The organism is Moorena sp. (assembly GCF_982860115.1).
This window is the reverse complement of record NZ_CEYLVT010000060.1, coordinates 1-8,313: the sequence shown is the minus strand read 5'-3', so window position 1 is coordinate 8,313 and position 8,313 is coordinate 1. Positions and strand designations below refer to the sequence as shown.

Sequence of the window (8,313 nt, the reverse complement as noted above, 5' to 3'; positions counted from 1 at the left end):
GCTAAACCCGAACTAGCCGCTAAACCCGAACTAGCCGCTAAACCAGTCCAGAAGGTGTCACAGGATAGTACTGCCTCACCTAAGGTTACAGAAAAACCAAAATTAACTGGACCGCCTGTAAGACTATCACAAGCAAAAACTCAGCCTTCTAAGGTTGAGCGACCGATCAAATCAAACCAAAAGGGTTCTTCGGGTTCAAAGTCAGTAAAGAGTCCAACTCCTAACAAATCCCCTGTTATCAATAAGCAGTCAACCCCTTCGGAAACATCACCACCAAAACGTTCTAGTTCACCAAGGCCGACCATTCCTGAACTCCAGCGACCTCCAAAAAGAACCAAGCCAGGTCTTGACAAGGACAATTCTCAAGTAGCAGCAATGGATGCTGACTCAACGGGTCTGACAGAATCTGATCAAGACACCAACACCTTAGTCAATGAATCTGAGGAAATGCTCAAGGAGGTCAAGCTCTGGCGACCATCTGTCCCCCGACCTGCTAAGAAGAAAGAGTGGCAGGCAGAAAATGGAGAAGAAGAAGACAAAGTCCAGAAGGGTAAATCCGCCAAACTCAAGCGGCGACCTAAAATGATTCTGGATGATGAAGATGATCTCGAAACAGGATCAGATCAAAACGATAACAAAATCGATGGTTCATTTTCAGTTAGTCTTTCTCTGGCTCGTCCTCCCAAACCAAAGTCTCTGCAAAAACAGCAAACCCAACCAACTACTGCGAGTGTTAGCCACAGGAAGAAGCCTTCTAAAACCAGTAGTAGCAATAAGTCGGATCATCGCGATCGCCGTCGTACACAGAAAACTCAGCCCAAACGCCCAGAACAAATTGTTTTGAGAGACTCACTCACCATTAGAGACCTGGCTAATGAACTGGCTATTGCAGAAACTGACATTGTTAAAATGCTCTTCTTCAAAGGCATAGCTGTGAGTGTTACCCAGACTTTGGATGTTCCTACTGCCACAATGGTAGCTGAGGAAGTGGGAGTCAAGGTCGAAATGGAAGAAGAAGCCTCTGCTGCGACTAAGGTGGAAATGCTGGATGTCCAAGACCTGGAAAACCTCGAGCGGCGTCCACCTGTGGTGACAATTATGGGTCATGTTGACCACGGTAAAACGACTCTACTCGATGCCATTCGTGAAGCAAAAGTGGCTCAAGGAGAAGCCGGTGGAATTACCCAGCATATTGGCGCATACCACGTAGATGTTGAACATGAGGATAAAATTCAACAGGTTGTCTTCTTAGACACCCCCGGTCACGAAGCCTTTACAGCCATGCGGGCAAGGGGAACAAAAGTAACCGATATTGCTGTGCTAGTGGTAGCGGCTGATGATGGGGTACAACCTCAGACCCTTGAAGCCATTAGTCATGCTAGAGCTGCTGAAGTTCCACTCGTGGTTGCTATTAACAAAATTGATAAAGCCGGAGCTCAACCTGATCGGGTTAAGCAAGAATTATCAGAACGGGGCTTGGTCCCAGAAGAATGGGGTGGTGAAACGATCATGGTACCAGTGAGTGCTATCCAAAGGGAAAACTTGGATTCACTGCTGGAGATGATTCTATTGGTCTCAGAGCTAGAAGAACTCTCTGCTAATCCGGATCGACCAGCCAAAGGTACGGTGATTGAAGCTCACCTAGATAAATCCAGAGGGCCTGTTGCCACCTTCTTAGTGCAAAACGGTACTTTGCGGATCGGTGATAGCTTGGTTGTTGGTTCAGTTTTCGGTAAGGTCAGAGCCATGCTTGATGACCGAGGACAGCGAGTCGAACAAGCTAGTCCCTCGTTTGCTGTGGAAGTCCTTGGCTTGAGTGATGTTCCAGCTGCTGGTGATGAGTTTGAAGTCTTTGAGAGCGAAAAAGAAGCCCGGGCAGTTGCTGGTGAAAGGGCTCAACAGCAACGTCAATCTCGCCTGCAAACTCGCATGAAATCACGGCGAGTTACCCTCACTGAATTATCAGCCCAGGCTCAAGAAGGTGAACTCAAAGAACTCAACTTGATTTTGAAGGCAGACGTTCAAGGCTCGGTGGAAGCTATTCTGGGATCCCTCGAACAACTGCCCCAAAATGAAGTGCAAATTCGAGTTCTACTGGCTGCCCCTGGGGAAGTCACCGAAACGGATGTGGACTTAGCCGCTGCTAGTGGTGCAGTTATTGTTGGCTTTAACACTACCTTAGCTCCTGGTGCTCGACCAGCAGCTGAACAGGAAGGGGTAGATGTGCGGGAATACAACATCATCTACAAACTCCTGGATGATGTTCAAGGTGCTATGGAAGGTCTGTTAGAGCCAGAAGAGGTAGAAGAACCATTGGGTGAAGTAGAAGTTCGAGCTGTCTTCCCAGTGGGTCGTGGTGCCGTTGCGGGTTGCTATGTACTCTCAGGCAAAGCCGTGCGCAATTGCCGTTTACGAGTGCGGCGTGGTGGCAAAGTTATCTACGAAGGAGTTTTGGATTCCCTCAAGCGTGTTAAGGATGATGTCAAGGAAGTCAATGCTGGCTACGAATGTGGTATGGGTGTTGATAAATTCAACGACTGGGCGGAAAAAGATATCATTGAAACCTATCAGATGGTAACCAAGCGACGGACTCTCTCCCTGAAGTAGCCCTGAGGGGTGTTCTTACCCAGGCATCCATTGCCGGGTAGGTTGTTTTGTTTAAGGTTGAAGGTTAAAGGTTATTGATACGAGTTGCTCTGTGGCAAGCTTGCAATTGTCAAGGTTCCATCCAAAGCAACTTTTAACCTGTTAACCGATAACCTCCAACCCTAACCCTTCCACATTGTAAGTATTAAGTGTCGCTAAAAGCACAATCCTAAAAAAGCAGATAGGATAGTGTACAGGTAAGCTTAATAGTTTAGCACTTAAGCATTACCCAACTAGATTGATCTGTATTAAATTTTGGTAAGGTGCATATGGCAAGCTTCGTTACATCCGAATCCGGACAATTAGATCACGACACTCAAGTTTGGGACAGTCTCAAACAAGCCATAGCCGCTAGTTCAGGATTTCAACGCTGGCAAATGGAACATCCCTTGGGTGAACAATTTCAGGATTATAGTCTTGATAGCCGAGTGCGTCGTTACTTACGTGAAACTCTAGAAATGCTTGCCTACTGAACTCCCAGCTCGGAGCTACTCCGAGCTGGCATGATGTATTTGGATTGTATTTTCTTTGTAACTTGTGGCATAAACGGGAAAAGCCGACAGTCTTGGTTAAAATTATTCCTTTTGACGCAACGCTAAGGAACACTACCATAGATTGCAAATTGTTGGTGGTATTTTAGTAATGGTATTTTAAAGATTTAGGTAGGTAGAAGTCAACCATTACTCAGTTACTACCTCTGAGCGTTTCCTGTCAACGGTCAACGGTCAATGGTCAAAGGCGGCTGGACGAAAGACAAATGAGGAAGGATAATTAGCATTGCTGCTGATTTTGGAGTTGACATGGCCTTTGAATATCCTGATGACCTGAAATACCTTGATAGCCACGAATATGTGCGGCTTGATGGTGAAATTGCCACTATTGGTATTACCGCCTTTGCCATTGACCAACTGGGTGACTTAGTTCTTCTGGAACTCCCAGACATTGAGGACACCATAGAGAAGGGTAACAAAGAAAATGATGAAAGCTTTGGTACCATTGAATCGGTCAAGGCAGTTTCGGATCTATATTCACCGGTATCGGGTACGGTGGTAGAACGAAATGAGGAGATGATTGAGGCTCCTGAAAAGATTGCAGAAGACCCCTATGGTGAAGGCTGGTTAATTAAAGTGCGGCTGAATGACCCTGATAACCCACTGGAGGGTGTCCTTTCTGCTGAGGAGTACCGTGCCAAAGTCGAGGCAGAGTAGACTATAAATTGCTTATAAAAGCAAGTAACTAAAGATACAGCTATTACGAAGGTTCTGTAAAAAGCTGATAAATAGGGTTGTCATAACTGAACCCGGCTGTGTAAAGTTGTGTATCTAGAATCAATCTAGCAACACGCCTAGGTTGTAGTATGCTAGGTTGTCATACTGTATATTTAGAACTAAATTGCTTTAGGTCTAAATCGCATTAGTTATACATCCGGGCTTTGTGTATCTATAGATTTACCAACTTAGGGGGTCACAGCCCTCAAAAGTGACCCCCACCTTCGCTGCTTAATTCACAAATGGGTTTACTATGCAGAATTTGGATATCCAGGATCAAAAAAATAGAGCAAATACTCAGTCGTTGGTGAAATCTGACCCTATTCTTTCCGCATCACAAACACTACCATCTACCGATGCTTTTGTCAATCGACACATAGGTCTAAATCCAGATGCAATAGAGCAAATGCTCAACGTCCTGGGTATATCCACTATAGATAGCCTGATTGAGCAAACTGTACCCGCCGCTATTTGGCTTAATCAACCCCTGCAGTTACCACCAGCCCAAAGCGAGTATGCTGCTCTGGCTCAGCTAAAAAACATTGCGTCTAAGAATCAAGTATTCCGGTCTTTGATTGGCATGGGATATTACGACTGCATTACCCCACCTGTAATTCAACGGAATATCCTGGAAAATCCTGGTTGGTACACGGCTTACACCCCTTACCAAGCAGAGATTGCTCAGGGACGACTCGAAGCACTACTCAACTTCCAGACTATGATTATAGACTTGACTGGTCTGGAAATTGCTAATGCTTCCTTGCTGGATGAAGGAACAGCAGCAGCGGAAGCTATGAGCATGAGCTATGGTCTGTGTAAAACGAAAGCCAAACATTTCTTTGTTTCCCAAACCTGTCATCCCCAAACTATCGCAGTGGTACAAACCAGGGCTAGACCTTTGGGCATTGAGGTGATTGTTGGTGACCACCGCACTTTTGAATTTGACCAAGACATTTTTGGAGCTCTGCTTCAGTACCCAGCAACGGATGGCACCATATACGATTATCGGGAATTTATTGATAAGGCTCATGGTGCTAAAGCCTTAGTAACTGTGGCAGCTGATATTATAAGCCTTGCCCTGCTTACACCCCCTGGAGAATTTGGGGCTGATATTGCCATAGGTTGCACCCAGCGCTTCGGTGTTCCCCTAGGATATGGGGGACCTCATGCAGCTTATTTTGCTACTCGGGCAGCTTATAAACGGCAAGTACCAGGACGTATCGTTGGCGTATCAAAAGATGCTAATGGTAAAGCAGCACTGCGCTTGGCACTGCAAACCCGTGAACAACATATCCGTCGTGACAAAGCAACGAGCAATATTTGTACTGCCCAAGTGCTGTTGGCCGTGATAGCTTCAATGTATGCAGTTTATCATGGGCAAGAGGGCATCAAACGTATTGCCGAGAAAATTCATCAATTAACGGTTATCCTAGCGGAGGGACTGAAACGCTTAGGTTACAGTATTAGCTCAGAACCATTTTTTGATACCTTGCGCGTAGAATTAAGCGATCGCTCTGTGTCAGGAATTATAGAAGCAGCTGAAGCACGTCAAATTAATCTACGTATTATTGATTCAACTACTATCGGGATTTCCCTGGATGAGACAACGACGTCTAGGGATTTAGTAGACTTGTGGGAAATTTTTGCAAGTTTAGGGGAACCAAGCAGTGCATCCCTACTCTTTACTGTGGAAGAGTTGGCGGCTGAGGTAACACGTAAGGTGGCAGCTGATTTTAATGAACCGTTTGCTCGCCGTAGTACCTACTTAAACAACCCAGTATTCAACCGCTATCACTCAGAAACGGAGTTACTACGTTATTTGCACCGCCTGGAAAGTAAGGATTTGGCTCTAAACACGTCCATGATACCTCTGGGCTCGTGTACCATGAAGCTGAATGCCACTGCTGAGATGATGCCAGTGACATGGCCGGAATTTGGCAAGATTCATCCGTTTGCTCCCCTCTCCCAAACTCAGGGATATCAAATTCTATTCCAGCAGCTGGAAGAATGGTTAGCAGAAATTACTGGCTTTGCTGGCATTTCTCTTCAACCTAATGCTGGTTCCCAAGGGGAATATGCAGGATTACTGACTATTTGTAAGTACCATGAAAACCGGGGAGAAAGCGATCGCAATATCTGTTTAATTCCTACTTCTGCCCATGGCACCAATCCCGCCAGTGCGGTGATGGCTGGTTTAAAGGTGGTGGCTGTTGCTTGTGATGAGATGGGCAACATTGATTTAGATGATTTGAGGAAGAAGGCCGAGCACCATAGCCAAAACCTAGCTGCTCTGATGGTGACTTATCCCTCTACCCATGGTGTGTTTGAACAAGAGATTAAAGATATCTGTGCCATTGTCCACAACCATGGGGGACAGGTTTATATGGATGGGGCGAATATGAATGCCCAAGTAGGACTGTGCCGTCCGGGGGACTTTGGGGCAGATGTGTGTCATCTGAACCTGCACAAAACCTTCTGTATTCCCCACGGTGGGGGTGGACCTGGCATGGGACCAATTGGAGTGATGCCTCACTTAGTAGCATTCCTGCCCAAAACCTTACAGCCTCAACCTTCCACTTTATCTATTGGTGCAATTTCTGCGGCACCCTGGGGAAGTGCCAGCATTCTACCGATTTCCTGGATGTATATTGCCATGATGGGGAGTGCGGGGTTAACTGAGGCGACTAAGGTGGCTATTCTTAATGCTAATTACATGGCTAAGCGGTTAGACCCTTACTATCCTGTTCTGTACAAGGGGAACAATGGATTAGTAGCTCATGAGTGTATTGTAGATTTGCGGACGCTTAAAAAGTCTGCGGGCATCGAAGTGGATGATATTGCCAAACGCCTGATGGATTATGGTTTCCATGCTCCAACGGTATCCTGGCCTGTAGCGGGGACAATGATGGTGGAACCTACTGAAAGTGAGTCGAAGGAGGAACTCGACCGTTTCTGTGATGCCATGATTGCTATCCGCCAGGAAATTAAAGCGATTGAATCGGGTCAGGTAGACCAAACCGACAATCAGCTCAAGAATGCTCCCCATACAGCAGAAGCCTTGATGGTCAGTGAATGGACCCATCCCTATACCCGTGAGGAAGCTGCATACCCGGCATCTTGGTTAAGGGAACACAAGTTTTGGCCTGTGGCAGGGCGCATCGATAATGCCTTTGGGGATAGAAATTTGGTTTGTTCTTGTGAGGGAATGGAGGCGTACATCTAACTCCAGAGTCAATCCTCGAGTGTGGGGAGATGGGGAGATTTGGAGATGGGGAGATTTTTATTAAGGGTAATTATCCTGACATGATATAACTCCCTTATTAATGGGGGTTAGGGGGATTCCGACTCCCTCGGTGCGCTTACAGTCGTCGAATTAAATTCGCCACGGGTCGCACCGCTCCCGACTCCCGACTCCCAACTCCCAACTCCCGATTCCCGATTCCCTACTCCCTACTCCCTACTGAAGATTAACGAGGTGAACCAAATACCTGCACCCAGTAGTGGCGATAGGGACTAGAAGGATCGCTGACATAACCAAAGCCAATTTCTTGATACTGAGGCTTGAGTATATTACGGCGATGACCAGTGCTTCCCATCCATTGCCTAATGGTTTGAGCAGGAGTCGGGTTACCTGCGGCAATGTTTTCACCAACATAGGAATATAGATATCCTGCTGCTTTAGCGCGATCGCTTATTTTAGAACCATCTGAACCAGTATGACTAAAAAAACCATTGCGCACCATATCTTCCGCGTGTAGCTGTGCGGCTTGAGTTAGCTCAGCAGAAAGCTGTAATGGTGGCAAGCCAGCTTTTCGGCGTTCAGCATTGGTTAGTCCAAGCAACTCAGTATTGAGTTTAGCTAAGGATGAGCTACTAGAGCTTAGCACAGTTATCTGCTCCTGAGAACCTCTCTGGAGGGTGTTATTGGAGTAAGGGTTAGCCAGAACTGAGCTAGACTGAAGCGCTATTTCAGATAATCCGAGCAAAGTAAGCGGAGCAATTGCCAAAAATTTAAGTCTATGCATAAATCACCTCATGGGTCAATATCTGCAACAGATCCGATGGCACCCGGTAGCCATTAAAATGGCGCTAGATAGATAGAGCAATCCTATTCAGATTTTCAAGGGGATTGCTCTATCTATCGACTAACTCGGAGCTGAAAAGGTTCCCTAGTTATGAGGTTTATGGAAAATTTTACAGGGGAGGGTTTTTTCGGTTCGCGTAGCGTGGCCGTTCGCGTAGCGTGGCCGTTCGCGTAGCGTGGCCGTTCGCGTAGCGTGGCCAAAAGGCCAAAAGGCCAAAAGGCCGAAAGGCCATCGCATTTTCATCCCTTATTCAGCTATCACCCACATTCCGCAGGTTCATCAGCAAAGGAGATAATATTTACGACAAGGAGCAC

The 8,313-nt window shown here is 46.5% G+C and carries 6 protein-coding genes; 4 read left to right on the top strand and 2 right to left on the bottom strand.

Features of this window, described 5'->3' with window-relative positions; translation table 11 throughout:
* The 4 genes from infB to gcvP form a co-directional block, all read left to right on the top strand.
* A partial coding sequence (infB, locus tag AC4II3_RS12665; protein WP_490722821.1) for a translation initiation factor IF-2 occupies positions 1-2,607 on the top strand: 2,607 nt, incomplete at its 5' end.
* Positions 2,608-2,915: 308 nt separating this feature from the next.
* A complete protein-coding gene (locus AC4II3_RS12660) occupies positions 2,916-3,119 on the top strand; it encodes a hypothetical protein (protein WP_488008830.1) in 204 nt (67 codons plus the stop codon).
* A 327-nt stretch (positions 3,120-3,446) separates the two neighbouring features.
* Positions 3,447-3,854 (top strand): glycine cleavage system protein GcvH, encoded by a 408-nt coding sequence (gene gcvH / locus AC4II3_RS12655; protein WP_488008832.1) that lies wholly within the window; start codon positions 3,447-3,449, stop codon positions 3,852-3,854.
* A 313-nt stretch (positions 3,855-4,167) separates the two neighbouring features.
* On the top strand, positions 4,168-7,137 hold the full coding sequence (gene gcvP / locus AC4II3_RS12650) for an aminomethyl-transferring glycine dehydrogenase (RefSeq protein WP_488008834.1): 2,970 nt from the start codon (positions 4,168-4,170) through the stop codon (positions 7,135-7,137).
* 244 nt (positions 7,138-7,381) lie between these two features.
* Here gcvP and AC4II3_RS12645 read toward each other — a convergent pair whose 3' ends face one another.
* Together AC4II3_RS12645 and AC4II3_RS12640 are read right to left on the bottom strand one after the other, a co-directional pair.
* The gene (locus tag AC4II3_RS12645; protein ID WP_488008836.1) at positions 7,382-7,939 is read right to left on the bottom strand and encodes a CAP domain-containing protein; all 558 of its coding nucleotides are present in this window, start codon (positions 7,937-7,939) and stop codon (positions 7,382-7,384) included.
* Between the two features lie 169 nt (positions 7,940-8,108).
* Entirely contained in the window at positions 8,109-8,231 is a 123-nt protein-coding gene (locus AC4II3_RS12640; RefSeq protein ID WP_488008838.1) for a hypothetical protein, read from the bottom strand.
* Positions 8,232-8,313 lie beyond the last annotated feature (82 nt).

Coding starts and splice junctions, on each gene's coding strand:
- AC4II3_RS12660 (WP_488008830.1), top strand. CDS start 2,916: ATGGCAAGCTTCGTTACATCCGAATCCGGACAATTAGATCACGACACT.
- gcvH (WP_488008832.1), top strand. CDS start 3,447: ATGGCCTTTGAATATCCTGATGACCTGAAATACCTTGATAGCCACGAA.
- gcvP (WP_488008834.1), top strand. CDS start 4,168: ATGCAGAATTTGGATATCCAGGATCAAAAAAATAGAGCAAATACTCAG.
- AC4II3_RS12645 (WP_488008836.1), bottom strand. CDS start 7,939: ATGCATAGACTTAAATTTTTGGCAATTGCTCCGCTTACTTTGCTCGGA.
- AC4II3_RS12640 (WP_488008838.1), bottom strand. CDS start 8,231: ATGGCCTTTCGGCCTTTTGGCCTTTTGGCCTTTTGGCCACGCTACGCG.